28 protein-coding genes are annotated in these 26,465 nt (G+C 44.2%); 6 read left to right on the forward strand and 22 right to left on the reverse strand.

Features of this window, described 5'->3' with window-relative positions:
* Positions 1 to 134: 134 nt before the first annotated feature.
* Positions 135 to 2,642, reverse strand: a complete 2,508-nt coding sequence (locus NWE95_00880; GenBank protein ID MCW4002455.1) for a PQQ-binding-like beta-propeller repeat protein — start codon at positions 2,640 to 2,642, stop codon at positions 135 to 137.
* 190 nt (positions 2,643 to 2,832) lie between these two features.
* Between NWE95_00880 and NWE95_00885 the strand changes: the two genes are divergently transcribed.
* Positions 2,833 to 3,591, forward strand: a complete 759-nt coding sequence (locus NWE95_00885; GenBank protein MCW4002456.1) for a hypothetical protein — start codon at positions 2,833 to 2,835, stop codon at positions 3,589 to 3,591.
* A gap of 84 nt (positions 3,592 to 3,675) precedes the next feature.
* Here the strand turns inward: NWE95_00885 and NWE95_00890 are convergent, their stop codons facing one another.
* The 14 genes from NWE95_00890 to NWE95_00955 all read right to left on the reverse strand — a co-directional run bounded on the left by NWE95_00890 (position 3,676) and on the right by NWE95_00955 (position 17,814).
* Positions 3,676 to 4,119, reverse strand: a complete 444-nt coding sequence (locus NWE95_00890) for a GNAT family N-acetyltransferase (protein ID MCW4002457.1) — start codon at positions 4,117 to 4,119, stop codon at positions 3,676 to 3,678.
* A complete protein-coding gene (locus tag NWE95_00895; GenBank protein ID MCW4002458.1) occupies positions 4,095 to 4,718 on the reverse strand; it encodes an ABC transporter ATP-binding protein in 624 nt (207 codons plus the stop codon). The genes NWE95_00890 and NWE95_00895 overlap by 25 nt, the downstream gene beginning before the upstream one ends.
* 38 nt (positions 4,719 to 4,756) lie before the next feature.
* Positions 4,757 to 5,314 (reverse strand): ParB N-terminal domain-containing protein, encoded by a 558-nt coding sequence (locus NWE95_00900; GenBank protein ID MCW4002459.1) that lies wholly within the window; start codon positions 5,312 to 5,314, stop codon positions 4,757 to 4,759.
* Positions 5,311 to 6,060, reverse strand: a complete 750-nt coding sequence (locus NWE95_00905) for a hypothetical protein (GenBank protein MCW4002460.1) — start codon at positions 6,058 to 6,060, stop codon at positions 5,311 to 5,313. The genes NWE95_00900 and NWE95_00905 overlap by 4 nt, the downstream gene beginning before the upstream one ends.
* Entirely contained in the window at positions 6,057 to 6,344 is a 288-nt protein-coding gene (locus NWE95_00910) for a hypothetical protein (protein ID MCW4002461.1), read from the reverse strand. The genes NWE95_00905 and NWE95_00910 overlap by 4 nt, the downstream gene beginning before the upstream one ends.
* Before the next feature lie 329 nt (positions 6,345 to 6,673).
* Positions 6,674 to 9,340 carry a PQQ-binding-like beta-propeller repeat protein gene (locus tag NWE95_00915; GenBank protein ID MCW4002462.1) on the reverse strand — a complete coding sequence of 889 codons (2,667 nt, stop codon included), beginning with the start codon at positions 9,338 to 9,340 and terminating at the stop codon, positions 6,674 to 6,676.
* Between the two features lie 273 nt (positions 9,341 to 9,613).
* Positions 9,614 to 11,581: a PAS domain S-box protein gene (locus NWE95_00920; protein ID MCW4002463.1), complete on the reverse strand. Its 1,968-nt coding sequence runs from the start codon at positions 11,579 to 11,581 to the stop codon at positions 9,614 to 9,616.
* 151 nt (positions 11,582 to 11,732) lie between these two features.
* Positions 11,733 to 13,337, reverse strand: coding sequence for a lysine--tRNA ligase (lysS, locus tag NWE95_00925; protein ID MCW4002464.1), 1,605 nt, complete (start codon positions 13,335 to 13,337; stop codon positions 11,733 to 11,735).
* Between the two features lie 69 nt (positions 13,338 to 13,406).
* The gene (locus NWE95_00930; GenBank protein MCW4002465.1) at positions 13,407 to 13,745 is read right to left on the reverse strand and encodes a hypothetical protein; all 339 of its coding nucleotides are present in this window, start codon (positions 13,743 to 13,745) and stop codon (positions 13,407 to 13,409) included.
* Positions 13,746 to 13,757: 12 nt separating this feature from the next.
* Positions 13,758 to 14,738 (reverse strand): SPFH domain-containing protein, encoded by a 981-nt coding sequence (locus tag NWE95_00935; protein ID MCW4002466.1) that lies wholly within the window; start codon positions 14,736 to 14,738, stop codon positions 13,758 to 13,760.
* Entirely contained in the window at positions 14,738 to 15,277 is a 540-nt protein-coding gene (locus NWE95_00940) for a hypothetical protein (GenBank protein MCW4002467.1), read from the reverse strand. The genes NWE95_00935 and NWE95_00940 overlap by 1 nt, the downstream gene beginning before the upstream one ends.
* A 68-nt stretch (positions 15,278 to 15,345) precedes the next feature.
* Positions 15,346 to 16,089, reverse strand: coding sequence for a hypothetical protein (locus NWE95_00945; protein ID MCW4002468.1), 744 nt, complete (start codon positions 16,087 to 16,089; stop codon positions 15,346 to 15,348).
* Between the two features lie 2 nt (positions 16,090 to 16,091).
* Positions 16,092 to 17,522 (reverse strand): NAD(P)/FAD-dependent oxidoreductase, encoded by a 1,431-nt coding sequence (locus NWE95_00950; protein ID MCW4002469.1) that lies wholly within the window; start codon positions 17,520 to 17,522, stop codon positions 16,092 to 16,094.
* Between the two features lie 37 nt (positions 17,523 to 17,559).
* Positions 17,560 to 17,814 (reverse strand): cupin domain-containing protein, encoded by a 255-nt coding sequence (locus NWE95_00955; GenBank protein MCW4002470.1) that lies wholly within the window; start codon positions 17,812 to 17,814, stop codon positions 17,560 to 17,562.
* A gap of 168 nt (positions 17,815 to 17,982) precedes the next feature.
* Here NWE95_00955 and NWE95_00960 point away from each other — a divergent pair, with 168 nt between their 5' ends.
* Positions 17,983 to 18,456 (forward strand): helix-turn-helix transcriptional regulator, encoded by a 474-nt coding sequence (locus tag NWE95_00960; GenBank protein MCW4002471.1) that lies wholly within the window; start codon positions 17,983 to 17,985, stop codon positions 18,454 to 18,456.
* Positions 18,457 to 18,498: 42 nt separating this feature from the next.
* Here the strand turns inward: NWE95_00960 and NWE95_00965 are convergent, their stop codons facing one another.
* A complete protein-coding gene (locus tag NWE95_00965; GenBank protein ID MCW4002472.1) occupies positions 18,499 to 19,821 on the reverse strand; it encodes a formylmethanofuran dehydrogenase subunit B in 1,323 nt (440 codons plus the stop codon).
* 279 nt (positions 19,822 to 20,100) lie between these two features.
* Positions 20,101 to 20,379, reverse strand: a complete 279-nt coding sequence (locus NWE95_00970; protein ID MCW4002473.1) for a UPF0147 family protein — start codon at positions 20,377 to 20,379, stop codon at positions 20,101 to 20,103.
* Between the two features lie 76 nt (positions 20,380 to 20,455).
* On the opposite strand from NWE95_00970, the gene NWE95_00975 reads away from it, so the two are divergent.
* The 4 genes from NWE95_00975 (at position 20,456) to NWE95_00990 (ending at position 23,544) form a co-directional block, all read left to right on the forward strand.
* Positions 20,456 to 20,830 carry a hypothetical protein gene (locus tag NWE95_00975; GenBank protein ID MCW4002474.1) on the forward strand — a complete coding sequence of 125 codons (375 nt, stop codon included), beginning with the start codon at positions 20,456 to 20,458 and terminating at the stop codon, positions 20,828 to 20,830.
* Between the two features lie 154 nt (positions 20,831 to 20,984).
* On the forward strand, positions 20,985 to 21,356 hold the full coding sequence (locus NWE95_00980; GenBank protein MCW4002475.1) for a hypothetical protein: 372 nt from the start codon (positions 20,985 to 20,987) through the stop codon (positions 21,354 to 21,356).
* Between the two features lie 111 nt (positions 21,357 to 21,467).
* On the forward strand, positions 21,468 to 22,427 hold the full coding sequence (locus NWE95_00985) for an ABC transporter ATP-binding protein (GenBank protein ID MCW4002476.1): 960 nt from the start codon (positions 21,468 to 21,470) through the stop codon (positions 22,425 to 22,427).
* A 1-nt stretch (position 22,428) separates the two neighbouring features.
* Entirely contained in the window at positions 22,429 to 23,544 is a 1,116-nt protein-coding gene (locus tag NWE95_00990) for an ABC transporter permease (GenBank protein ID MCW4002477.1), read from the forward strand.
* Between the two features lie 117 nt (positions 23,545 to 23,661).
* On the opposite strand, the gene NWE95_00995 is transcribed toward NWE95_00990, so the two are convergent.
* From NWE95_00995 to NWE95_01015, 5 genes are all read right to left on the reverse strand, one after another.
* Positions 23,662 to 23,985 carry a hypothetical protein gene (locus NWE95_00995; GenBank protein MCW4002478.1) on the reverse strand — a complete coding sequence of 108 codons (324 nt, stop codon included), beginning with the start codon at positions 23,983 to 23,985 and terminating at the stop codon, positions 23,662 to 23,664.
* Positions 23,986 to 24,062: 77 nt separating this feature from the next.
* On the reverse strand, positions 24,063 to 24,683 hold the full coding sequence (locus NWE95_01000; GenBank protein ID MCW4002479.1) for a class I SAM-dependent methyltransferase: 621 nt from the start codon (positions 24,681 to 24,683) through the stop codon (positions 24,063 to 24,065).
* Positions 24,664 to 25,485, reverse strand: a complete 822-nt coding sequence (gene rsmA, locus NWE95_01005; GenBank protein MCW4002480.1) for a 16S rRNA (adenine(1518)-N(6)/adenine(1519)-N(6))-dimethyltransferase RsmA — start codon at positions 25,483 to 25,485, stop codon at positions 24,664 to 24,666. The genes NWE95_01000 and rsmA overlap by 20 nt, the downstream gene beginning before the upstream one ends.
* A gap of 10 nt (positions 25,486 to 25,495) precedes the next feature.
* On the reverse strand, positions 25,496 to 26,062 hold the full coding sequence (locus NWE95_01010) for a DUF655 domain-containing protein (protein ID MCW4002481.1): 567 nt from the start codon (positions 26,060 to 26,062) through the stop codon (positions 25,496 to 25,498).
* Positions 26,063 to 26,126: 64 nt separating this feature from the next.
* Positions 26,127 to 26,465 carry an RNA polymerase Rpb4 gene (locus NWE95_01015; GenBank protein MCW4002482.1) on the reverse strand — a complete coding sequence of 113 codons (339 nt, stop codon included), beginning with the start codon at positions 26,463 to 26,465 and terminating at the stop codon, positions 26,127 to 26,129.

The following is a 26,465-nucleotide window of genomic DNA, read 5'->3' on the forward strand; positions in this document are numbered from 1 at the left end:
GGGAGATTTGAATGCAAATCACTATGACTATGATCCAATTGCGAGTTGTTAACCAGAGCCTACTCAGCCCACATCTTTTTCTCCCTTCACATTTTATGACTAAAAAAGGGGAAAGGAAATTTTTTCGTGCATGCTTATGGTCTTCTTTTTAGTGTCATTAGCAGTATTAGGCCGACTATTGCTATTGCAATTATGATTGCTATTCCCATGGCGATAACGTACATTTCGATTGGAGGCAGAGTAATTTGTGGGATTGGGGCAGGGGTTGCTTCTGGAGCGCCAACTGCAAAGCTTGTTTGTGCGAACGATGGATAGTAGGCTTTCGAGCCGCCGAATGTTGCAGTAAGGGTATATGCGCCTTCAATATCCGGTGTCCAGATGTAAGAGAATGTGCCGCTTGCATCGCTGATGGTGGTGCCTATATTGCGGTAGTTGCCATTAGAGTCGATAACATCAAGGCTAATTTCAACACCATTTATGTTTGTGGGGCGCTCAAAGTTCTTGTAGACATAAAGCATCCAAGCGCTTTGGTTATTGTCAGAAACTGCTGGGACTCCGTTTGGGAATCTTGCTTCAATGGCGTATTGTTTTGTGCCTGGTGATTTGTCCGTTACTGTACCTTTTATGACGACCGATTTTCCAAAGTCAACCGAAACGTCAGGCGCTGTCACGGTTGTAGCACTTGGTCCTTTACCAATTGCGTATACTTGCTGGTCATAGGAATCCATAGTGGCGATGATGCTGTCGCCTATAATTGCTCGTCCACCCCAATCGGTTTGACGGAACAAGCCATCTGCCCTAAATATTTCCTCTCCTGTTTCGGTATCAACGCAAGCGAATGGTCCACCGCGTGTTTTAGGGTCAACTGGCGAATGTTCTGATGTGCCCATGTAAATTCTTCCGTTAGTAAAGAATAGCGGTCTGATGTGCCATTGATTTGACCACAAGACTTGGTTATAGGGGTCGTCTGCCTCGTAGGTCCATTGTAGCTTCCCTGTTTGAGCGTCATAGCAGTATAGTACGCCACTCATGCCTTGAGAGAAGAGTTTACCGTAAGCAACGAAAGTACGCAATCCTAAGTAGTCTAGATAGTTCTGCGCTCCGGTTGGACCCCAAATGTAATCGCCTGTTTGTGTGCTAAAGCCCCAGTACTGCTGGGTTTCTTTGCTCCATACTGCAATTAACCCGTCATCGATGTTTCCTGCGGCTCGACTAATGGTTTGGTTACCGTTAACCCAGTCTGCTGGTGCATTCCAAACTTTGTTATAGAGCAAGGTTCCTAGACTTCCAGGGGCTAGGCTAATAGCCCATGTTTGAACATGTGTGGTGTTTGTGTTTGAGCCTACAACGCGGTCGTCTATCTTGTATAGGTATGCGCTTCCAGGCAGACCTCTTGGTATTGTTACGTTCCATTGATAGCCGTTAAGACCTAAGGGTGTCGATGCAGTCACGCGGCAGGTTCCTGTTGCGTTGAGAGTTTTTCCTTGAGGTCTCCAAGAGCCCCATTGGAATGACATTGGGTCTGTTCCCCAGTATGCATCTATGACTGCTGAGGAATTCCACATGGTCATGTATCCTCTTGTCAAGTCAACTTGGTATCTTATGATTTCTCCATGGGGACCATAGAGGTTGCTGCCCGTGGGGACGTTGGACATCGAGAATAGCCATCTGCCTGTTAATGGGTCAAAGGCGTGCCATGTGGTGCCAGATGTACACCACAAGTAGGCATGGGTTCCGTGAGCGTTGAATGAGTCCCAATTATATATTTGACCAAAGCTTGGGTTGAGGCGTTCTCCGGCGGGCGTAAGAAGCGGTTTTTCCCATAGTATCTGTCCAGAATGTAAGTCAACGGCAACGACCCAGTTGTCGACAGCAGTGCCTCCAATCGAATCGAATTTTACGTAAAAGAGTATTCCCTGTATTATAAGTGAGCCACTAAATTTGCCTTCATACGCATCACCTGTGTACGCACCCGCAGCTCCAAGGTCTCCTCCAGCTAAGCCACCTAGCACCAATGGGTGGTTCCAGAGGATGTGAGCTGTTTCAGGGGCATAGTCGTTGCCATTAGCTATACTATTTGAGGGTGTTGCAAGCCAACTTGCTGATATTGTTGACCAGTCTCTAAGTTGCGAGTCTATAGGTCTGCTCCAATATTCAGTTGGAAGGGCATGTTCTGGATATATGGGTATGGGGTCTTGTTGTACTATTAGTGTAAGTACTCGGCTATCACTGGCAAGCATAGTTGTGCCTAGTGGTGTGCCGGGTGTTGTTTTACCAGTCTCAGTTTTTTGCTCAGGGAAGTGAGTTTGTAGGGTATAGTTGCCTTCCATGGTTGGGACGTACACGGCTCCTGTTCCGCCTGTTGAGTCAGTTTTGAATGGTCCTAGCGTTTCTTTGCTGCCGTCTGGTCTTGTTACGGTTACTGTCAGTCCTGTCCAGCTTTCCTGCACTAGTGATAGTTGCTGTGTTATGCCTATGTGGAGTAGTGTTTCTTGGTTGACACCTACCGGGTTCGGTGTAGCACCAATATAAGCGTAGGTTGCTCTTGTGTCTGCAGTAACGGTTGGTATAGTGAGCAGGGGTATAGAAATAGCAAGAATCATAAAGAGTGCAAAAATGGTCTTATTTGTATTTTTTTGCATTTTTCTTTCTCCTAAGTTTGTTAAATTGTTCCATAATTAATTTAAGAACTGTTAACTAGCGCCTTCAGTGAAAATTGAATTTAAATAAATAATTCCAAGTGACTTGGGACTGTTTAAAAAAACTATTTATACATTCTACATCAAAAATATTGCTACGATAGAGATGCACTCGGACCTTTTAAATTGCCTAATGGCATACGGATTGACTCTAAACCAAGCAAAAATCTACATAACAATGATTCAATTCAAAGTCGATACTATTAAGGCAATTTCCAATTTCTCCAAGCTACCTGTAGAAAGTATTTATCGATCTATAGAAGGTCTAGAAAAAAAGCATCTTGTTGAAAAACAACTTAGTAAACCTATTAAATTTAAAGTATTGGCCCCTAAAGAAGCCTTACTTTTATTGAAAAAAATGGATAACGACAAGAGAGTTAGCTTATACAAGCAAACAGATTTTCTAGTTAAAGAATTAATAAACAATAAACCAACTGCTGAAACTCATTCCAACGAAACCGATACGGCACTAATATCTAGTTATGATGCATTCATACAAAAACTAGGTTTAGCTGTTCACAAAATGAACAAGACATTTCAAGGAATTACATGCTTGAACAATTTCAGGCTTGGCATGTTGCATAACGGCAGGTTTTATGAAAAGTGTGTTAAACGAGGAGTAAAATGTTATCATATTGTAACTTTGCCTCCAACACCCCAATCAATACATTTAGGCGATAGCCACTTATTGAATACTGGCTGTTGGGAGCGCAAATTCATCAAAGAACATTTTATGGAATTTGCTATTATTGATAAGCGAGAACTATTTATGTCCCTTACAGTTCCTCAGCAAGGAAAAAATCATAGGGCAATCCATACAACTAACTCTTGCCTGTTAACTATGGCTATGACTTATTTTGACATGCTTTGGATTAATGGAGAAGAAGCCTAAAACATCAATTAATGAATCTCATCAATCAACAATCAAGATTTAGCAATAATGTTTTAGCAGGCTCGCTTTAATGTTCCAAGAGCATTAATTTTGGTTTGTTTTTATTGTTCTTTTTCGGCATATCGTTTGTGTATACTGGAAGGATACGGTAATTCGCTTTCTACTTAGGCTCCTGCTAATTTCATTATTAATCCGGTTGTTTTCTTTTCCTTTGCTTGCATGCCCAAAACGTGCCACTTTCCAACGTTTCATGTCTCCTCTTATTATCTGGGGATTGCTGGTTAGTATGTAGAAGGGCAGTTTTGTCTGAGAAGTGTAGAGTTCAGCTATAAAGTTAAGAAGACGTTTACCAACACCTATACCCTGATAGTCAGGCAGCACAACTAAGCGGCTAACTCGAAAATATTTAGCCATCATCCTAACAGCAGCGACGGCGATAAACGCTATAGGCTTGTTTTGGTAGATAGCACAGTAGCACCTAACACCTGCTCCAAGAGAACCGTTTAGATAATGATAGCTCCGAAACATCTGCCAAGCTGATGTGCCGCACCGATAAACTTGGAGTTCAATGGGCGGCCTAATTCTTTTTTTCGGATAAACTCCATAGTGTCAGTGCAGAAAACCCAGTCTGGGTCAAGCCAATCCACTACATCATAGTGGCATGTGACGGCGATAAACTTCTTGCCTGAGCGTTTAACTGTTCTGCTAATCGCGAAGGCGCTAACTTTAGCTATTTCTCTGTCAACCACACTTGTGAACTCGTCAAAAACTATTAGCGGCTTATCCAAGCATAAGGCTCTGGCAATGTCAACCCTCATCTTCTCACCTTGGCTAAGGCAATCATAGCTTTTTAGCCAATCCCGTGGAGAGGCAAACCCTACGCTGCAAAGTATCCTTGTTATCTCTGAAGTCTCAAGCTCCTCTGGAAAATCATCTAAAACGCAACTGCTCTTGTATTCAAAGCCTCGAATATAAGCATCGGGGAACAGTTGCTTGGCTATGCTTGTCTTGCCTGAGCCACTGCGCCCCACAATAACACCAACTTGCCAATCGAAATCTTCCAGCTGCAAGGAGCCTTTGAAGCGCTTCTCCAACTTTACATCATTGAGCGTATAGCTTCCGACCACGCTTTGAGCGCGGAAACTATTGCTTTCTTGCCAGCTTTTTACAATGTCAAAATCCGTAGCTTATACCCCTCCAACTTTAGTTTTTCAAACTTAGTTTTCTGGTCAGCCTCGTCTTTGCACTCGACAATTATCTCGTAGGTTCCGGGAACCGAAAAAGAGATTTCACGGTCATCCACCTCCATTGGAAGCTTCTCGCCTACGGATTCAAGAAGCGCCTTCAAATCTTCCTTCTCTCCCTGTTCAACAATGCGCAAATAGTCAGCAGTGTCCAACTCCCTGTTGTGTTTGCCTCTTAGCTTGTTTAGCACCTGCCGCAGCAATCGACGGTCAACCTCTTTGACTGGCAAGCAGATGACGCTGCACTCGGTCATGCCAAGCTCCTTCATAGCCGTAATACGCTGTTGCCCATCAGCCACCAAAAGCTCACAGTTGGTTACGACTGGAACGATGTCACCCCACCGCTTAATTGAAGCTTTCAAGCGGTCAAGCTGCGCCAAAGTCATCCTGTTGGGATTATTTTCTGTGTCAAGTTTTAAGTCGCTGATTTTCACACGTTCTGACATAGGAATTGGAATTTCCCTTTCAAACTCACTCAATCTTTATTCTCTCCTACCTTTTCAAAATACCCCTTACACTTTTCCGTGCAACCTGGACATTTCTCTTTAAGGTAACGCGCGTTACGGGCATCAGTCTCCGCATTCGCCGCTTGTTCTTGCTGCTCTTCCAACTCATCTGCCCTATCTTGTTCTGGCGTGCGGTTGGCGATTAACTGCTCAATCTCCTCAGCGGTTTTGAATATGCGATGTCGTTCACAGTAGCGTTGAAAACTCTCAGGCGTGAATAGGTCATGGTTCCAGTTTGCATAAACAGGAGCCAAGCGCCGTTGCTGTTCACCTTCGCAAAGTTCCCAGTAGCCAGGCTGGTTAAGGACTGCTTCTTCGGCGTCGTATTGTTCTTTGAACTTGCTGGTTTCTTCTATTAACCAGTAAAACCGCGTGTAGAACACCCAGTTAACCACAGGGTCTTTGTACGTTACAAAAGCGTCTGTGAAGGCTTGGAAAATCTCAAGTATTCTTGCCATAAAGCGACGGTTGGCTGCCTCCACGATTGCTTGGTCGCTTGGCGACAGCGGATTATAAGCGGTTTCTCCCCCTTCAAGTGCCTCAGTCATTTTATCAGCGTGAGCTTGCAAGATTTGATTTGCTCGTCTATGTAATTCATTTTCAGCGCGGTCTAAATCTGCGTCACCGTTTTCCCATGTTATTTTTGTTGTGCCTTCTTGGGGAAGTTCAGGTAACACGTTTTTTTCTAATGCGTGCAGTTTCTTGCTTACGATATTCATTTCTTTTCATCCTCTGGTTTCGGTATTAGTATGCTGTTTTTGAGCTTCTCCTCTAGCTCTATTACCCTGAGTTCCAGCTCCTCGTCCTTGAGTAAGCCGCCGTAAGTTGAGACTGCTGAAACCAGCACTCTAGCCCAGCCCTGCTGAGCCCGGTCGCTGCCGCCTCGTGGCGTGTGAATTTTTCTGTGAGCTAAGCTCAGAACACCGTCTAAAACGCGAAACAACGTGTTTCTGCGCTCTTTTACGTTACACTTTTCTGCTACTTTCCCTTCAGTTTTAACCATTAAAACTACCCCTTTTAGTTCTTAGATAAGTAAAAGATGAATGCTTGAACACGCTTCAAACCTTGGACTGACGAAACAAAGTTGATTGACTCGCTAATCTGACATTATTAATAAGCGAGTTAGGAGGAACTTATAAAAAAAGGGGTTTTGCGGGTGATGTCTCCATAAAAAGGTATGTCCGTACTAGACGACAGGCCCCTTGTTTTGTCTCCTCAGAAAAATGAGGGCAGAGAAGTAAATACTTTGCTGGAACTTAAGAATAGTGGTTGCGGCAAAACCGCAAGTTGTCGAAAAGCCGATAAAAACTAAAAAAGGGAAGGGAATTTTTGTTACTGTTTTTGCCCTTTGAAATATATTTGCGGTAGTCTTCTTACCATCATCATTAGTATTAAGCCGATTATGACGATGGCGATGATGATTGCAGCTACGGCTGGTATGAAGTATTGGTCAGCTAATGACTGTGAAATCTCCAGTGGCGCCGTTTTTGTTGGGGCTACTTCGTCTGCGTGGAATGATGTTTCAGCGGATGATGGATAGTACGATTCTGTACCTGCAAAGCTAGCGACTACTGTGTAATCGCCAGGTATGTCAGGAGTCCATGTTAAGGTGAACATGCCGCTGCCATCGCTTATTGTGGTGCCGATTTCTCGGTAGTTGCCGTTTGCATCTAGGACGCTTATGGTGACTGGAACGCCGATTACATTGTCTGGCATTGGTTGTTGCATGTAGACGTATTCCATCCAGCGGCTCATGATAGCGTCAGAGACGCATGGTACGCCGTTGGGGAAGTTGGCTGCTTGCGCTTCTTGTTTTGTGCCTGCCGCAATGTCGGTAATGGTGCCTCTTATTACTACTGGTGTGGCGGTTGTAACGCCTACTTGAGGTGCGGTAACAGTTAATTTGCTTGGTCCTTTACCGTAGGTGTATAGTTGGTTGTCATATGCATTTAACACTGTCACATAACCGTCTACGATGGTGGCTGCGTTCGTCACGTCAAATCCGGTTATTTCCCAAATTAGCTCTCCGTTGGTGATGTTTATAGCCAGTTGCTTAGCTCCACGAAACAGTGGTGGGCTGTACTCATGACCTACGTTAAGGAAGTACACTCCTCCAGCGATTGAACCACCGCTAAAGACCCACAGTGGCCATACACCGTATGGCGTGTCTGATCCAGCCTCGCCTAAGAGTTTGTTGGTGCTTGTGTACCAGACTTCTTTACCTGTGTTTGCGTCGATAGCCCATATGTCGCCTCCGAAGCCCATAATGTAGAGGATGCCGTCAGCGATTTCAGTTTGGTAGCCGCCGATGCTGTTATATGGGTTAGGTACTGGAACGTTTCCGTTGTCGCCTTTGAGTTGTATTGGGCCCCATTTCAGTTCACCTGTTCTCAAGCTGTAAGCCCTTAACTTGCCTGTGGCTGATTCAAGATAGAAGTACATTCCGTAGCCAGATTTGGTTATTTGGTCCCGTGTGAAAGGTGTTAGCGTTCGGTTAGCGATCCATAATTGTTCTCCCGTTACGGCATCGTATGCTGCGTCGATTTGGAAGCCGATGTTAAAGTATGATGCACCCACCGCTGTCATAAGCACAACGCCGCAGTCAACCCTGTTAATAGATAGAGATGCTGTTACTGGGTTACCTGACAGATCAGTTCCTGCTGTGAACGGGCCAGTAGACATGTTGGTGGCTACTGGTTTAGACCACATTATGCCACGCGTAAAGTCAATGGTGCTGTTTTGGCCTGGTCTCCAACTCCAGCTGTCGGAAGTGACGCCTTTTATGTATTGGCTGTTGGGGTATAAAATCGCTTGCGTAGAGTTCCAGCAGTTCAGTGTTGGTTTGCCGAATTGGTTTGCCGTGCTTGAGTTAACATAGTAGCCAATCAAGTTTCCTCCTTCGTCTGAAACTAGGTTCATTGTGGTGCCGTTGACGATGCTTAGTATGTAGTCGCCTGTCATTGCATCAAACATGTTCCAAGTTGTTGAACCTGCCTGTGTTCTCATTCCTGCGGGAGTACCTGTGCTCCATAAGTATGCGATGCCTCCGAATTGGTTGGGGTTCACCATATCTAGTATTTGCCCGCATCTTAGAATCGTCTGTGCGCCTGTGCTGGTCATTGGGTATTGGTCTTCTTTAGTCCAGATTGTTTCTCCAGTCCTCAAGTTTACCGCGGACCAGCCGACTGGGTTGTTTATGCTGCCAGGGTAATTAACGTAGTACATTATTCCGTTCATTATGATTGGCGCCCATTTTGGCTCGTACTGCGAGGTTGAGTAGAAGTTGCTTGTGTCGTCTCCGCCGTATTCGCCTCCCATTAAGCCTCCGAACGCGACTGGTTTTGTCCACATGATGTGGGCTGCTAGTGGCGCGTTAGAGTATGGGTTATAGTTGCCTGTAGCGTTGTATCTTCCAGTTGCAGCGAATGAATGTGCACCGAGGCCTAGCCAGTTGCCGCCAAGTTTGTACCACGGGTAGTTCATTGCTTGTATTGGGCGTGTCCAGTATTGTGTTGGAAGAGGAGTCATTGGAAGCGGGGGAGTCGGTTCTTCTTGCACTGTTAAGTATGCTACATCGCTGGTGGAGGGCTTAAAGTAGTCGCCGATGTATGCATTGTTGGGGTTTGCTCGGTTTTCACCTTTTAATGTTTCTCCTGGATAGTTAACGACGAAGGAGTAATTGCCGAGTTTGTCAGGTGTGAAACTAGTCCATGTTCCTCCTGTGGCGTCAGATGTGAATGGGCCTAGCGTTGTTTTGATTCCATCAGGATCGGTGATGGTCACGGTAAAACCGTGCCATCTGTCGCCGTTTGTTCCAGAAGCTGTGGGGGGCGGTATTTGGACCCACATGCCGATTGTTACTGTTTGTCCTATCCCTGCAGGGTTAGGTGCAACGCTGCAATAGGCGTATGTTGGGATTTGCCATGGTGGGGTATGTGCATTAGCAAGTGTCATTGCTCCTATTGAAACTATCAAGATTGCTGTGATTATAATTCCCATTATTTTAGTTCTTGTTTTTTGCGTTTTCTTATCTCCCTAAATTTTTTGTGAAAGTGAAAACTTTTCTACCTTCACAATAGAGGTTCCATCTCATTGTATCAGTTTAAAAAACTTGTGCACATCAGGTGTTTTCAAAGTTGAGTAGTTTGTTTTGCAATTTTTTGTCTAACTATAAATTTAACTGTGGGATTCAAAGAATAGAAGAAGGCGACCCGAGGAAACTCCAACAGGAGTCATTAGTAATTATTAGCCTCTATTTGGTTGAAAAAGTGGTTATCTGGGGAAGGTTATTTTGAATTGGGTGCCTTTGCCCTCTTTGCTTTCAAAGTTTATGGTTCCACCTTGCGCTTCGATAAGGCGTTTAACCACGGCTAATCCGAAGCCTTGTCCTCTCGCTTTTGTAGTCATAAGTGGTTGGAACAATTTTGGTTTAATATCGTCTGGAATACCAACTCCCGTATCCGAAACAGTAATGCATACGCTATCGTCTTGCTGGAAGGCTTTTATTGTTAGTTTGCCGCCGTTTGGCATGGCTTGAATAGCGTTTGTTGCAAGGTTTATCAAAATTCTCTGCAAGAAAGTTAAGTCCAGCTTCAGCTTTGGCAGTTGCCTATCGCATTCTGCAAACGCTTGCACATTGCTGGGAACAGGGACCGTTGAGAGCAACTGAGGAATAGCCGTGCAGAGGTCGACTTCCACTAGTTCAGGTTTTAATGGTCTAGCATAGTCTTGCAGGTCAGAGAGAATCTTATTCATATAATCCACTTGCTGCTGGATTGCATTCAAACTTTCCTGCACGTTTCTTTTGCATTGGCTATCAGGTGAATTTTCAATTTCCTGCGTCATTAAGAACAATTCGCCTGCAATAGCTTGTAAGGGATTACGGATGTCGTGACCAATCATGCCTGCCGTTTGACCTATAGCTGATAAACGTTTAGTTCGTTCTTCCACGGTTTTGTCCTCGACAATAATGATGATTCCGACTGTGGAAGGATATGTTGAAATTTCAAAAACCGCTTCATTACCTGTTTCTCGGCTTACAGTATTCATCATAAACCGTGCAGGCTTTCTATCACGCAAGGACCCATAACAATTGGTTATATCAATGGAACCCATTTCGGGGAAAATGTCATAAATCTTTTTACCTAACGCCTCTTCAGCAGATATTTTGGTTATACGTTCTGCTGCTTTGTTCCAGTGAATAACGTTTAGCTCCCAGTCAGTGGCAATGAACGCCTCTCCAAAACTCTCGTATAGTTCTCTGTAGCTTTGCTCACTCTCAAAGATTTTCTTTGTACGCTCCTCTACAAGCCTCTCCAAGTTCTTTGCATATTCCTCTAGCTTCTGTTCATTCTGTTTGCGCTCTGTTATGTCCTGCTCAATCCCAGCTATCCTCACGGGCTTGTTATGCTCATCAACTTCTCTAACCATACGCTCCGAATGAATCATGCGAACAGAGCCATCTTGACGAATAATGCGATAATCAAAACTTACCGTTGACCCCAACCCCTCAGCGAAAAGAACCCGCTCCATAATCTTGTTCATCGGTTCACGGTCATCAGGATGAATTTGTGCAACATAATCAGTTACTTTTGGACCATATTTTTGGACTGGAAGACCAAAAATTCGGAATAGTTCTTCAGACCAAACTGCCCTATCTTCTTTGACGTAGTATTCCCAGCTTCCTAAATGAGCGATTCGCTGCGCCATATTCAAGCGTTCTTCACTTTCTTTTAGTGCTTGTTCTGTTTTAGTGCGCTCGGTTATGTCATCAAAAACTGCTATGGCGGCATTCACTTTGCCGTCTTTATCATAGAGTGGCTTTACGCTTACATTAACGATGGAACGCTGCCCGTCTGGGCGTTCAATAATTATTGGTGCATCACGCAGTGTCTCTTCATTATACAATGCCCTGTAAGTGTAGAGTTCTTTCGTTGGGCAAACCTTACCATCTAATGTTAAAAGCCTTAAAGACGTGGCGTGCTTTTTTAATTTGATGCCACGAGGGTCTGTACCGTGAAGCTCAAGGGCTCTCTTGTTCGCGTAGGTTACCATGCCATCGGGTTTTTCAATAACAACCACGGCTGAGGGGATATTGTCTAAAATATCTTTGAGACGTTCATTATAGAGAGATACATCACACGAAGAGATAGAACTCGCACTTTTATTTTCACCGACATTAACAGAAGCTTTTTTTGCTTTCGAGGCTACGTTGGTGGAGTTTTCTGATAACTCGACCATAAAATCCTCCCGATAAAACCGATACTCCTCTAAAATAGTAATAGCAACCAGAAAAAGTTAAGGGTTTTGTAGTCTCAGATTCTCTCAGATAGACACGTATAACGTAACATGCAACAATGATAATGCCTTTGAAAGAGTCATTCGTCTTGCATTAGCTTTTCTTTAAGACCCTTTCAAGGGCAGCAGTTACGTTTTGTTTGCCCATAGCAAGTACATATGGCCCTAAACGTGGACCTTGCGGTGCGCCCATCAAAATTTGGTATAGCAACTTGAAGAAGGCGGCGGGTTTTATACCGTTGTCTTTGGCGGAGGAAAAGATGGCGTTTTGGATTTTGTCTGCGTTATCTTCCCCCTGTAGTTTTTCAATAAGCTGGCTAACTGCTTTCTTCTCCACGTCAGTGAGGGTTACTTCGGTTTCCTTGATTTCCTCAAAATCCCTAATCCAATTTGACGCGTACTCTATGCGTTGCATCAAACCAGCATCTAAGGCTTGGTTCTTTTGGAGGTAACCATAACTCTGCAATTTCTCAGCCACATAGTCGTTTAGGCACTCTTTAGGAGCCATCTTGACCAGAAAAGCCATCAGGTTGTAGGGTACGTGAACGCTGGGTTTTGCAGGCGGCTTAGTAACATAGCAGTATTCAAGCAAGCCTTTGAGTTTGGTTTTTTCTTTTTCGCCAACTTGCTTTTTGCCAAAGTAAACATCCTCTAAATAGTCAAGCTCATTCATGTACGCTGGAATGTCTGAAACGTCTAAGGTGCGGGTTCCGACAAACCGTTTAAGCATCAGCAAAAGCAACGATTGAGGCGAACCGTACTGGAACCACACTTGCGGGGTGAACACGTTGCCAGCGGACTTGGAGATTTTTTTCCCGCCCTTGTCAAGAAACATTTCGTACTTTGCGTGTGATGGGGGTTCAAAGCAGAGCACTTCGCGGCAGACGCGGTCGTTTATTTTTACTGAGTCAGCGATGTCTTTGCCGTAAGCCTCAAACCGAATATCCAAAGCCTTCCATCGCGCGGCGAATTCGCCTTTCCAAGTGAGTTTGCCTTCGCCTTTTGTTATGTCTGCTTCGCCTTCGTAGCCACAACCCTCGATTTTCCTGCCGCGGATTTCTAAGCCCTCACATTTGTAGTGAACTTTGTCGGTTTTTGGGTCAAACGAGTAAGCCCGTGTGGTGTAGATGCGACCGCAATTGTGGCATACAGCAAAGAAGGGTAAAACTTCTGTGTAAGTGTCTTGCCCCACCTCTTGTTTAACGATTTCGCCTACTTGTTTGGCGTTCGTCAGGATGGTGCGGATTTCGTTTAGGAGTAAACCTTTCTCGTAAACTTCCTTAGCTGAGAAGTACTTGTATTGGATGCCACACTTATCCAGAGATTCCAGCAGCAGAGAACTCATGTGTTTGCCGTAACTTTCGTGGCATCCAAAGGGGTCAGGAATACTTGAAACTGGATAACCCAGATACTTCTCTAACTCTGCTTTTGATAAGCCAGCGGGAACCTTACGTAAGCCATCTTTATCGTCGCAGTAAGCAACCAACTCGGAATTAACACCTAATCCTTTTAGCGCAAGCGTAACCGCATAGGAACGCGCGGCATCGCCCAAGCTTCCGATATGAGGAAAACCTGAAGCGCCAAGACCCATCTCTGTTCGCACTAAACTTAAACTGCGACCAAGCTCTTTCTCTCTATCTATGACTTTCTTAGCCATCATGTCATACCATGTGCCGCGACCGATAGTTTCTTCACTCATACCCGTTGCCTTCTGACAAGAGACTGTGCAATGACATAAAAAAATGTTTAGAGCAAAATGCTCACAAGGTCACTTTCTTTTTAACGCTGCCACGATTGCAAGAGCACCAAAGACAAACAGTATCAGCACAACAGAGTACAACCAGTTAAACGTAAACAGGTACCAAGCCCCACCGACAGCTATCAACAGCAAACCCCAACTCATGGCGCCAAACCAGCCTTGCTCATACTTCTGTGGACTTGAAGCACGCATAGCTGCCAGTGCCAGCATCCAGATGCCGAAGACCAAAAGAAAAACTGGAACAATCAAAGTCCAGTTGATGACGTTAACCGCGTAGAGTAGGATGGCTACAACAAGAGAGACAAAGAAGGCTCCTATGGTTAGGAGGTTTCTTCTTTCTTCCGCCATAGCTTACCTCACCTAAGTAGAGATGGGGTTGCCGCATTCTGGACAGAATTTAGAGTGCGCTGGAATGGATTTTCCGCATTTGGGGCATTTGATTGCTTCTGTTGATGGAGGTGTAAGGTTGGTTCCGCATTCGGGGCAGAACTTGCTTGTCGCAGGCACCTTCGAACTGCATTTGGGACAAATCACTAGTGCTGCTGCAGGGGCTGTTTGGGTTCCCGTCGGCGTCATGATTTGTGGGATGAGCACCATGCCTGTTCCTAGGGCTGCACCGCCACCGCCTGATTTTCCAAGTGATTCAGCGGCGCTTTTGACGGTTTCCATGCGTAGCACTTCTTCAGGTGCAGTTTTTCCTGTTCTGAGCCAGAAGAGGCGTTCGCGGTATTCGGGTGTTGTGTCTACGCCTTCGAAGCGCAGGTCGGTTAGTTCGATGCCGACTCGTTTGAAGTAGTCAATCAGCGTGTTCTTGACGATAACTGAAGTCTCGTCTAGGCGCGTGAAGACCGTGATTAAGTCATAGTGACTTAACTCATCAATTATTTTCTCATTCAAGAAGCCCCTGAGAAAAGTGTTGACTTGGTCAGTTGTGTACGCGCTCTGTCCACCGACGACCTCGTTGACAAATAATGAAGCGTCGCCGACTTTGAACCAGAATTGCCCATACACCTGAAGCGGCGCAAGCTCTGTGGTTTGTGCTCTTGTGCCCCATTTGCCAGCGAACACTTTTGTGCTGATGAACAGGACGGTTGCTTTGAAAGGTTTATTGCCGCCAAAGCCAGCTAACCGCGTCAGCAAGCTGGTGAGGATTGGCAGATTCAAAGTTGTAAGCGTGTGTCGTCCTGGGCCGAACACGTCGTAGGCTTTTCCATCTCTAAAGAAGACTGCCATCTCGTACTCTTTCACGATCAGTTGCGCACCCCATGTGATTTCTTCGTTTGGGTAACGCCAGACGATGGCTTCTGAGCCAACGTTTGTCCATTCTATTACTTGCGGCATTACTGTATCACTCCTGTTATTACTTCTTGTCTTTTATCAAACGTGTCCTCAAGCAACTCCAGTTTATCAGTCATTGCTTGGATTTTGTCTTTTACGTTTGAGTAGTCGCCGCTCATCAGTTGAGCTTTAACAGAATCGATTTCAGAGGTCAAAGCGTTGACGCTTTCGAGAAGTTGGTTATCGAAAGCTATCATTCTGTCGAGGTTTTCCTCTTTTATTTTCACTATATCAAAGAAACCTGAGTAACCATAAGACGCATGGTTAACCTTCTCGGCTACGCGGTCCATCTTTGCAGTTAATCTGTCAATGTCTGGTAGGGCATCTAAGTAACGTTTGTCTGCTATTCTTTGAGAAATACTTCTAACATTATCTTGACCTTTCGAAAGCTTGCCGTACAAGTGGTTCCTGATTAGTTTGTCTGATTCTCGGCGAAGTTCCTTTTCTTTATATCCGTGGAATCCCGGAAGCGCAGCTGCAATGCGCTCTGAAAGCCTCATTTGGCTTTTCGCTTGTCCATACACATCTTTATTTTCGCTCATTTCTCAATTCCTCCATTTTTCAATCTCGTTATAAAAAAATGCTTGCTTTTAAAGTTTCTTAAAGCCGATTAGAACTTGGAAGAGGGTATGTCTCCCTTGAGTACCATGCCTTTTGCACCATCAATTATCATCTGGTACATATTACCTTTGTATTCGTATTTTATAAACCAGACTGGCGCGTGCAAGTAAACCATCTGCTTGAGGTTTAAGTCTGTGTTTATTTCGATAATTCGGTCTACGTCCTGTTGTAGCAAGAAACGGTGGAGTTCTTCGATTTGTTGTTTGGCAATTTCAAAGGCTTCATCACGATCAATTTCGCTATTCAATAGTTGAGCGTAGCCTTCGATTTTTCTAAAGTCGTAGGGTACCTTGCCAGCTAAAGGCACATTATACTCTTTTGTTGGAAAACCAGCTGCCTCTCGCGCTAAAACCAGCCAGTTATGCTCTTTTTTGATTTCCCCTTCCTTAACAATCGGGGGGGCAATCCGCTCAAAAATTCCCTTGTACTTGGTTGTGAGAGCAACAGAAACTACCCAGAAGGGCAAGTAAACAAGACTTTTCTCGGTTATTTTCGATTTCTTGGCTAAGTCGCTTGGTTTCATGAAGCCTGAGCGCATCCAATTTTGGATAAAGTCTTCGATTTGCTTTTGGTCATAATTATTTAGTAACAGAGAGTGTTCAAAGTTGAATGCTTGCCCAGTTTCGATGACGGTTGTGAAGCCACAGTACTTGCAGGTAGCAACTAATTCGCCTGGCTTAAACTCGACTGGTGCACCACAATGTGAGCAACGTATGTTTTGAGCGATAGCCATTTTTAGGGAGCCTTCAGTTTTTCTCTTTTGAGAATTTCCCTTGCAACTATGATTCCTGAGGCTGACGCTTGAACTAAACCGCGCGTTACGCCCGCGCCGTCGCCAATGGTGAACATGTTCTCAATTTTGGTTTCTAACGAGTTGCTCAGTTGCAGATGCGAAGAGTAGAATTTCACTTCCACACCGTAGAGCAGTGTGTCTGGTGAAGACACCCCTGGCGCTATTTTATCTAGTGCTTGAAGCATTTCTCGTATGTCTGCTAAATAGCGGTAAGGCAGAACGAAGCTCAAGTCGCCAGGCGTTGCGTTCTTGAGGGTCGGGTTGATTACGCTGTGTGATAATCGTTCAGGTGTGGAACGCCGTCCAAGGTTTAGGTCACCTAGGCGTTGAACCATGACGCCGCCGCTGAGAAGGTTAGAGAGTCGGGCTATGTATTTGCCGTAGGCTATGGGTTCTTTGAAGGGTTCAGTGAATGAGGTGCTGACAAGGATGGCGAAGTTGGTGTTGGCTGTTCTTCTCTCGGCATGACTCCCACCGTTAACGGTTAAAACGCCGTCGTAGCTTTCAGTGGTGACTTCACCGTAAGGTGAAACGCAGAATGTGCGTACCATGTCGTCGAAGGCGCGTGAGTAGTAGATGAGTTTGGGCTCGTAGAGTACCTCTGTAAGTTTATCCATAACTGAAGCCAGCACTTCGACGCGGACGCCGATGTCAACGGGGTTATTGACTGTTTTTAGTCCGTGAAACTGCGCTTCAGTTTGGAGCCATTCTGCACCGCCTCTGCCTGGAGCGATAATCACATATTTGGCCTTGATTTTCTCTCCGCCAACCGTTTCTACACCCGCGACTTTGTTGTTTTCTATAATTAGACTCTTTACATCTGTTTTTGGTTGAAAAGTAACTTTACTGGCAAGTTCTTTGCGCATCATTCGCAGAGTATCAGCACATTTTTCTGTACCCATGTGACGCACAGTTTGCCGTATGAGTTTTAAGCCTTGCAGGGAAGCTTGGCGTTCTATTTCATCCACTTTGTCGGTGTTTTCGCCGAATACTTGTTCGCTTGCACCGAACTTGAGATAGATGTCATCAACATACTTTACGAGCGCTTCGAGTTCTTTTTGAGAAATATACTGGTTTAGCCAACCGCCCACTTCGGTGGAGAGCGTTAGTTTTCCGTCACTGTAAGCGCCTGCGCCCCCCCAGCCTGAAAGAACCGAGCATGGCTCACAATGTACGCATTCGAAACCTCGGCTTGAAGGGCACTTGCGGTTGTCTATGTCTGGTCCTCTGTCAAGGATTAGGACGTTGAGGTTTGTTTTTTCGGTTAGTTCTAGCGCTGAGAAGATACCTGCTGGACCTGCGCCCACGATTATTACGTCGTATTTCAAAGGATTTTCCCTCTGGAACCCAGAATTACATGCAACAGGTGGCATATATTTGTTAGTGCCCTATCGATTAGGTTAGGACAGATTATTTTTTAACGTCAGCGGTTATGCATAGGAACCTTAGAGGCTTTTGTCCTATGTTTCTAAATTGGTGCAGCTCGTCCGCAATGATGATAATTACATCGTCTACATGTAAAGGAAAGGTTTTTTCTCCATCAGAAACTGCGCCTTCTCCTTCAAGGACAAGAACAGTATGTTGTGCGTCATGGCTATGTAGTGGACTGCAACCGCCAGGTTGCATTTCAAAAAGTTCGACTTCTGTTTTTTCCAAGTTAGACATTTGGTTTAATTTTCTCCTCTTAGTCTTTGTGCAGCAGTTTTCTGTTTTTTCAGGCAGGCATTTATAATGGCGGATGTTCATGACTGGTCCCAGCATCATATGTGTATTTTTGAGATATATCTAATAAACATTTAATACCTAAAACTCAGCCATTAAACAAGGAACAAAATGCCCAAAAACAACCAGACTGAAAACATAGACGAGTTAATCAGCGACTTCAGTCGCTTCTACATACTCACAATACTCTACGAAGGACCCGCCCACGGCTACAGCATAATCAGCCAATTCAAAAAAAGAGTCAAAAAAGAAATCAGCCCGAGCCTAGTCTACCCCTTCCTGCAACAACTAGAAGAAAAAGGCTCAGTCAAACACACCATCAAGCCAGTGGGCGAGAAAGAACGCAAAATTTTTGAGTTAACCTACGAGGGCAGGGAACTCTGCACGACGTTGTTCAAGCGTTTTGCTGAACTTGTATCCATCGCTATCACGCCAAGTTTGGACGTGTGTGCCCACTGCGGCTGCAAAGTCTATGAAGGCGCCTACCGAGAAGCCATTGATGGCAAAGAAATGGCGTTCTGTTGCATGCACTGCGCCCGCTCATACAAAGAAATAAAAAAGGTAGCTAAACAAGCAAGGCATTAAAAACTCAAAAATTATTTTTTGCGTCACGAGTAGTGTACGCGTTTAGGGTTGATTTTTTCGGGATTTAATTAATTTAACCTCTGCAAGGATTCTGCTCAAAATTTCTTTATCACTTAAAAGGGCATTTGGGGGTTGGACAACTCTTTTGAGAGGAAGAGGCACTTGATCCATACGGTATGCCGAGCCTTCGGTTTCTATACCTGCAATAGCACATGGAAAAACGACATCTGCCATCAGTGATGTAGCATTTAGGTGGGGGTCAATAACAATGAGTGGGTTCTTAACGAGATGCTCAACAGCACGCTTTGGAAAACCGGCAATTGGGTCTGATGCAACAGCTAAAAAGGCATCAGACTCATGACGTAGAAGAATCTCAACTGCGGTGGTTTCTCCAGGATTGTATCGGGGGTAGCCAAGGGAAAAATCAACACCGAATGGATAGCCAGTTTGCCCTGCAGATACAATATCTGCTCCAGTAACGTTAAAATGCCCCTTCATGGGCATGATTGAAAATTTCGTTCGGGCATTTAGGTCACGAACTAAACTAATGGCAGCCTCGATATTTCGGTATTTTCCCTCGCTCTGGGCTAAACCCATTCCGTAGAAAATCACACCGAAGGCACAGTTTACTAAAGCATCAGCAATTTCACGTAGACAATTTAAAGAAACACCCCCAATATTGGCAATCTCAATTTCTTGGTCTTTAATTAACATACGCAGGGCTTGAATAACCTCAAAGTCTTTGTTAGGCTCAATTTGAAGAAACAAATCAGCAATCGCCGCAGTTGAAGTTTTCCGAACATCTATTACAACAAGCTTGCGGGGCTTCTCTTCTAAGTCTAACAAACAAGTTGAGGCTGAGCTGTTTTTTTCAGCTTGAGGCTGAGAATTACCTGAATTTTTTTCTTTGTTGTCTTTTATGACTTTTTCATTTACAGGTTTCTTTGCTTTATTTTCAAATGTTCGTTCCGTAAAGACTGTATATCTCTGCAGGTGCCTTGGGTGGGAACTTAAGGGATCGCATCCCCAATACAGAATAAGGTCAGCCCGGTGCCTAACCTGCCCTAAGGTACAAGAAGGCAAGCCTACCTCCTGCATAGCTAACACGGATGGTCCATGACAAACGCTTGAAGTATTGTCGAATACACCGCCTACTTGCTCTGCTAACTCTACTCCAACCCTCTGAGCTTCGCAACTTGTACTACTCCACCCGTACAATAAAGGGTATGTTGCTTTAGCAAGGATTCTCGCAGACTTTTGAATAGCTTCTTCTAATGAGGCTTCGGTTAATTTACCGTTCTTTCTTATTAGCGGCTTTTCAATTCTGTGTTTATTATTGAAATTCATAAATTTGGCGTTACTCAAAAAACACCCATTTTTCATCTTCTGGATTTTGCCATCCGCCACGGTTAACTCGATATCATCGCATAAGCACCCGCAATAAGGGCAAACAACAGAATTTATTATTGTCAGTTTACCAACCACACATTATCAATCGTTATTTCCAAATTAAAAACATATTTGATATAAGGTGTTGAATAAACTAAAACTCAACGCTAAAGTTCGAAGTTGGCTTTGAATATATTGCAGAAATAGATGGAGCAAGAGTCTTCAGGAAGCGAAAGTAGTCTTATATGCTCCCAGTTAATCTTTTATGGCTTCTATGAAGCTCATAACGTTCCAGAGTTTAACTCGTGTGTAAGGTGGCATGTTGGGGTCTTGCAAAATTTCATCCAAAAGCGAGACAGCGTTTGAAGCTCTCACCGCAGGCGTGTATTCAGGGCTCTGCAACGCATTCATAGCGTCTTTAGCTGAACGCCTAATATTTCGCGGCGTTGTACTATCTTCGCTGACTTCGCCAAGCACAACTAACGCTTGTTTAATTTTTGCTTCATATTCTTCAGCTTTTTTCTTACGAACCATGAATCAACACCTATCTCTGGCAGTAAAGTAATCAAATTATATAAGGATTGAGACCTATTTACTTTGGGGTTCTAAATTGCAAGGTAACACGGAAGACACGCCACTAAAACGCATGGCAAGCTTGCTACGGGAAGGCGCCACCTTAACCGACCTTTCCTGTCCAGCATGCTCGTCTCCACTTTTCAGGCTAAAAGACGGCACGTTGTGGTGCGCAAAGGATGAAAAAAAGGTCATAATCGTCAAAGAAGGACAAGAACCGCCCAAACAGCTGACGACGGGCAACAAAGCTAGCGCCGCTTATGATAAGCTTGAGGCGACCCTTTTAGCGAAAATACAAGACATAGAGGGCAGGATTGAAAAAACTCAAGATGTAGATGAACTGCAGAAGCTTGCCTTGGCGCTTTCCGAGTTACTAAACAGTTTAGACAAGATTAAGAAAATGAAGGCTTGAACACAACCCCTTGACAATTGGACATTACAATAACTTTCCTTCAAATTTTCACAGCGTCGAAAGTTTTAACTCAACCTATTCAAGCAAAAAACTTCAAGAAAAATTAATTGAAATTGTTAATGAGATCAACAGGAAGGAGTACAGCTTTGAAGAAGTGTCCATTCCCACGGTGCCTGATGGCAAAGTGATTTTTGAGTTCGGCTTGGCTGAAGATGACGACTTCAATTACATAGACCAAGAGGAAGCAAAAAGAGCCCTTGATTTGCTTGCGAGCGCACGTTTAGACACTTTAGATTTTTTCTGCGCGATACGGTATTATAAAGGCACTGGTGAGAAGAGGCAAGCCTTAAAATTTGACTATTACTTGTTGCGGACTATTTTTGGTAAGGAATTGTTTGAGATTCAGGTTTTTCATGAACGTGGTCCACGGTACATTTCACCTGAAGAGCTAGTACAGTTTATTTTTAATCAAATTAACAAAGATTCTTTGAAGAAGATTCTAAAGAAACAAACGATTAATTCATAATTTTATGCAGTAGTTTCTCTCTTTCAAGTGAAACTGCCGAAACTCTTATCTCTACCCTACAATACCTAAAGAAAAGCAGAATTGTAAAAATCCTACAGGAGTCAGCAAAACGTGTATCCAATTGAAGTCTCAGACCTAAAAAAATACTATGGAGATATTAAAGCAGTAGACGGCATCTCCTTCACAGTTAACCAAGGAGAAGTTTTCAGTCTTTTGGGTCCAAACGGCGCAGGCAAAACCACAACCATCGAAATTCTTGAGGGCTTACGCGCCAAGGATGCGGGCACAGTAAAAGTTCTGGGACTTGACCCTTGGAAGAAAGGATATGAACTGCACAACAAAATCGGAGTTATCCCTCAAGAGTTCACGTTCATTGAAAAAACGACTCCGCGGGAAGCCATAATTTATTACGCTGCCTTATTCAACGTTAAAGTTAACCCTGACGATATTTTAAAAGATGTTTTGCTCGAAGAATCAGCCAAAACATACTTTGAAGAACTATCAGGCGGGCAGAAACGAAAAACAGGACTTGCCCTCTCACTTGTTAACTCCCCGGAACTCCTATTCCTTGATGAACCCACAACAGGATTAGACCCAAACGCTAGACGCGCCATATGGGAAGTCATACGCGGCTTAAAGGCTAAAGGCAAAACCATAATTTTAACTACCCATTACCTTGACGAAGCACAGCAACTCTCGGACCGAGTGGCAATCATGGATCATGGAAAAATTGTTGCTGCAGGAACTGCTGAAGAAATTATTCGAAAACATGGTTCAGGCGAACGGTTAGAGATTCATGGAAGCGAAAAACTGGCAGACTACATCAGAGCAAACACTGAATTGCAAGTTAACTACAACAAGCAAAGAGGCGAAATTGTAATACCGCTAAAGCAGAAAATCGATGCACTCGCCGCGTTGGCCGCCGCTGAGCAGTCAGGAATTGACTGGGGGCACATCCAAACACTCCAAGACAGCTTAGATGACGTGTTCGTTAAGCTTGTCAGCGAACCAGTAGGCGAGCAAGGCGAAGTTGCAGTAGAAGAAAAACCACGCAAAAAGGGGTTGTTCTAAAATGGTTAGTGGAAAAAGAATCTTTGCAGACTTCAAAGTATACAGTCGCGGATACATTAGAAACAAATTTGGATTGTTCTTCGGTTTAATCTTTCCAGTTATACTTATTCTGATTTTCGGAGCAATCTTTTCAGGAGGCGGCTCTGGCACAATAACAGTGTATGCACAGAATAAAGATACTGGTCTAGAGCTTCCGATGGTGGCGCTAAACTTCTCAACAGAATATCTTAACGCTATCAACAAGACGGAGACACTGAAAGTAATAACAGTCGAAAACTCTTTGAACTTCACAGAGTACATGGCTAAAAACTCCATTGAAAATGGTTTGATTATCCCCGAAAACTTTACAGAAGCTTACGTTATGCATCAACCCGTAAACATCACAGTATACACTAACCCCTCAGGAAGCACAGGCGGCACAGTCCTTAGTATACTCCGTGCCATAAACAACCAATTCAACCTCGGCGCATACAACGGTAGCACAATAATATCAATAAATCAGAAGAACATAGGCGCGCAAGAAAGTTACATAGACTTCCTAGTACCAGGTCTAATCGGTTTTGCTATACTAGTTAACCCGATGTTTTCCCTCACAGAAATATCTTCAACCTACAAGAAAAACAAACTTTTCAAGCAGTTATCATTGACGCCGTTAACAAAAATGGAGTGGTTGGTCTCAAAGATAATGTGGTACATCGTCCTATCCTCAGCCTCTTTCCTACTTATGGCAGCAGTAGGCATCCTTTTATTCGGCGCAAACATAACCTTGACAGTTTGGCTAATACCCTTCCTAATTCTTGGACCTATGCTGTTCTCTTCTCTTGGCATGCTCATTGGAACAGTAACCAAAAACCCTGAAACAGCAGGCGTCATCGGAAACGTTGTCACTTTCCCAATGATGTTCCTTTCAGGCACATTCTTCCCCATAGCGTTCATGCCAGAGTACCTGCAAACGTTTGCCCACGTGTTACCCCTCTTCTATGTGGTGGAAGGCTTAAACAACGTCATGGTTTACCAAAACTACAACGGCGCATTAATTGACCTTGCGGTAATCGCAGTAACAACAATCATCATATTTGCTTTGGCTGTTAAACTGTTTAAGTGGAGAGAAGACTAAACCGCCAACCTACTTTCCTTTTCTTTGCCTTTACCTACGGCACAGGGGTATATTTGTATCCTATTAGTGGTTCTATGTAAAAACCTATAGGGGGTTAGGTGCTGTTATCTTATCCAGTTATTTAATCAGTGGAATAACAATCCATTTGACATTATCAAACCCGTACTTTTCTATCAGCGGGTCAACAAAAACTGGAGCCAAAGAATCATCAATGTCTGATAAGACGACACTGTCTCCTGCTCTGTAAACGAGCCCTACAACGCTTAGGTCTTTTAGGGGAGCGTATTTGCCTCTGATTTCCCAGTAATCGCCTTTTCCTTTCTGCATTATCCAAGAATACTTATCCTCAGGATGAATCCCTTGAACAAAACTAAAACTACAAATAAGGTCGCCTACAGCCTTGGGCTCGTCTTTTGTTTTGACATAAAACCGTATAGTCATCTAAATCACAACATTAACAATGCAACGTTACCTTTATTTGCTTTTCACACAGGCAAAAGGGCAAAACTTTTTGCAATTCAATAAAGCATGGCTTCTATCAGCGTTAAGGTCTCAAAGAAAGGCAAAGAACACTCTACCTTGACAGCGGCTTTGAGAGTATGCTCTTCAAATTTGAGAAGGGTTTCTTTAACGCCTGCAAGAGTAGACTGCATCAAAAGAACACGACCACCAGCCCTTAGATGAACAGGGGTTTGTGAGATAAAACTGTCAATTACTTTCCGCCCACTTGCGCCTCCTGCCCAACTACGACCAAGCCAAGAAGCCTCTTCACTTTCTTCTGATGGAAGGTAAGGTGCATTAAACAAGATTAAATCGAAACGGGCGTTATTGCTTAATGCAGAAAATAGGTCTGCTTGCAGAAAAGCTATTTTACCACGTACATTGTTGAGAGCTGAGTTAGCCTTTGCACAACAGATGGCATAAGGGTTAATGTCAACCGCAAGGACCGCACGGGCTTTCTGAGCTGCCACTACGGCGAGAAGCCCGCAACCAACGCCCATATCCAGCACTTCAGCGCCATCTGCGACATCAAGGTTTTCAGCGAAAAGAAAAGAGTCTTCCGCTGGCTCATACACGTTTTCGAAAATATCAAACGGGTGACTGCAAAAATACACTCTCTTAATCGTTTTCGAGGGCATTTGCTATTGCTCCAAACTGTTTCGCAGAGAGTTCTCTAACCCGCATATCACGAAAAGAAAACTCAAAAGCTCGCTTTTCCGCTTCCTGCTTGCTTAACTTCAGCGTAGTTCTAAGAAACGGCGCAAGTGCCTTGCCCAACTTTTTATTGCGTTGAGTAAAAAGCCACTTAACCATTTGTCTAAAAAACACTCCATCCTTGATTTCAAACGGTTTTTTGCTCCAAGGTTTTAATCGCAAAATTACAGAATCTACTTCTGGCTGAGGATAAAACATCGGTGCAGGCACTTCATCTAAAACCTCAGCTTCTGCCGCGTGCGAAGTCACAACGGTTAGCCAACCGTAGTCCTCACTACTTACACGCGCAACAAGGCGGCTAACGAATTCTTTTTGCAAAATCAACACTGCACAATCAATTTTGCGGTCAAAAAGCCAAGTTACCAAATTTGAAGACAAATAGTAGGGAGGAATGGAGATTGCTTTGTTGAATTGCGGAAGTTCAGCCTTTAACACGTCTCCCTCAATCACCACTACATTATTTATCGCTTGAACTTGCTGTCGAAGAACGTTTGCCACTTGACGGTCTTTTTCAACAGCTATAACGCTCTTACACTTATCAGCCAAAAAAAGTGTCAGAAAACCAAAGCCTGCACCAGCATCCAACACCACATCAGAAGCATCAAGTGAAGCATAACTGCACAGTTTCGGATAAAGAGACGACTCAACCATGAAATTCTGCCCCAAAACCTTGTTCGGGGCGATTCGGTAAGTTCGAAGTAGTCGCTTCGTTTCCTCAAGGCTCATCGCTTATGCCTTACTGCGCCCGCGTGAACAATCGGTACTTGCTGTCGCCCTCAAGTTCTTCCATAACCCGCTTCGTAATCAACTTTGCAGGGTTCGGCAACTCAGTGCGCTTTTGCAAATCATCGAAACTCTCAAACGGTTTCCGAGTACGCTCGTTAATGACTTGCCACATGTACTTCTTACCAATACCGGGCACAAGTTCCAATGCATGCATCCGCGGAGTAATCGCCCGCGCCGTATTGAAGAAGTTGACAAACCACTGTTCCCGATTAAGCACTATACGGTTAATCACAGTAGGAAGCTCTGATTTCGCAGCCGCTGTTAACTCCTCGTAACCAACACGTCCTATAATGTACGTAACCTCTTCACGTGAATCTTTTCCCACGTACACACGGTCTCCTGGCTTGACAATTAACCCTTCTTTAACTAAAGCCTCCAAAAGCGTAAAGAATTCTTCACCAACACACTGAATAAGAGCTCCCGCTCGGTAACCTGCCCGCCCCGTGGGACGGAATCCTGGCTTGCCGTGCTGTAAGAAATCTAACACGTAAGCGTACTCTTCATACCGCTTTTCCATTATAGTCACTGCGTCCTCTACTCTATTCAGTGGTTAGTGCTTAAAAATACTTAGCCGTTTTCCGCTATTTCAAGAGCCTGTTTTCATTCAAAAGCTCAACAATAGCCTTCAATTTTGTAGTCTCGATTATTTTGCGGCCACCTGCCAAGAATACTCTCAACTCGTCCACTGTCTCAGGCATACAGTTGATAATCTGAACCGCTTCAGCCTCGTCAAGTTCATATTCTTTTATTAGAGTTTGCAAGAGCGCTTCAGCTTTTTCAACGTCAACTTTACAGAACTTATTAACATAGTCAAGTGTGCGCCGCTGGAACTGGTCTAGGTTTTCTTCTCCAATACTGTCCAGAACCTTCTTGACTTGCGGCAGAGTCAAGCGACTTTCGCTTACTTCTCTCTTGCTCAT

This window comes from Candidatus Bathyarchaeota archaeon (assembly GCA_026014725.1).
GTDB lineage: Archaea > Thermoproteota > Bathyarchaeia > Bathyarchaeales > Bathycorpusculaceae > Bathycorpusculum.